Origin of the sequence: Streptomyces torulosus, from assembly GCF_001419765.1 — a bacterium.
GTDB lineage: Bacteria > Actinomycetota > Actinomycetes > Streptomycetales > Streptomycetaceae > Streptomyces > Streptomyces torulosus.
In genome coordinates this window covers 5,840-6,474 of sequence record NZ_LIRK01000718.1, presented here as the reverse complement: position 1 = coordinate 6,474, position 635 = coordinate 5,840, and the positions used below count along the sequence as shown (strand labels likewise).

Below are 635 nucleotides of genomic sequence, written 5' to 3'. Positions count from 1 at the left end.
CGCCGTTCCGGGCCGCCTGGGCCTTGTCGGTACGGGCCGCCTCCGCCGGGGGAAGGCCCTCGGCCGTCAGGCGGCACATCTCCCGCACCATCGCGACGTCCTCGGCCGTCCAGCGCCGATGCCGGCCCTCGACCCTGGCCGCCGGTCCCAGCCCGTAGCGGCGGTCCCACGAGCGCAGGGTGGTGGGCGAGATGCCGAGCCCGCGCGCGAGCACCCCGGTCGTCACGCCGGCCCCGACCACGCCGGGTTCCTCGTGCGCGTCCATCCTGTGCCTCCAGCGCCGTAGCCGATGTCCCGGGCCTCGGGGCATGAGAGGTATTCCCCGTCCTACGGGTGTTCGGATGCGCGCCGCGACGACACCCCAGGGGGCGGCAACAGTACTCACCCCCGGTCGGCCGCTCAGGCCGCCACCCCGCCCGGGCCGCCCGCCCGCACAGCCACCCAACCGTCCGGCCGCCAAGCCGTCCGGCCGGGATCAGGCGGACGGTTCCATCACGCGCCGCAGCGAGTGCAGGGCCCGGCGGATATGACTCTTCACCGTGCCCAGGGGCAGTCCCGTCTGCTCGGCGATCTGGGTCTGGGTCATGTCGCCGTAGACGGCCATGCCCAGCAGCCGCCGTTGCACCGGCGTCAGG

The 635-nt window shown here is 75.0% G+C and carries 2 protein-coding genes; both read right to left on the bottom strand.

All coding sequences use genetic code 11. The features are described 5' to 3' along the window. A partial coding sequence (locus AOK23_RS38340; protein WP_157878277.1) for a MerR family transcriptional regulator occupies window positions 1-265 on the bottom strand: 265 nt, incomplete at its 3' end. A 210-nt stretch (window positions 266-475) separates the two neighbouring features. Further along, on the bottom strand, window positions 476-635 hold a 160-nt coding region (locus AOK23_RS50895), incomplete at its 5' end, for a sigma factor-like helix-turn-helix DNA-binding protein (RefSeq protein ID WP_420823788.1).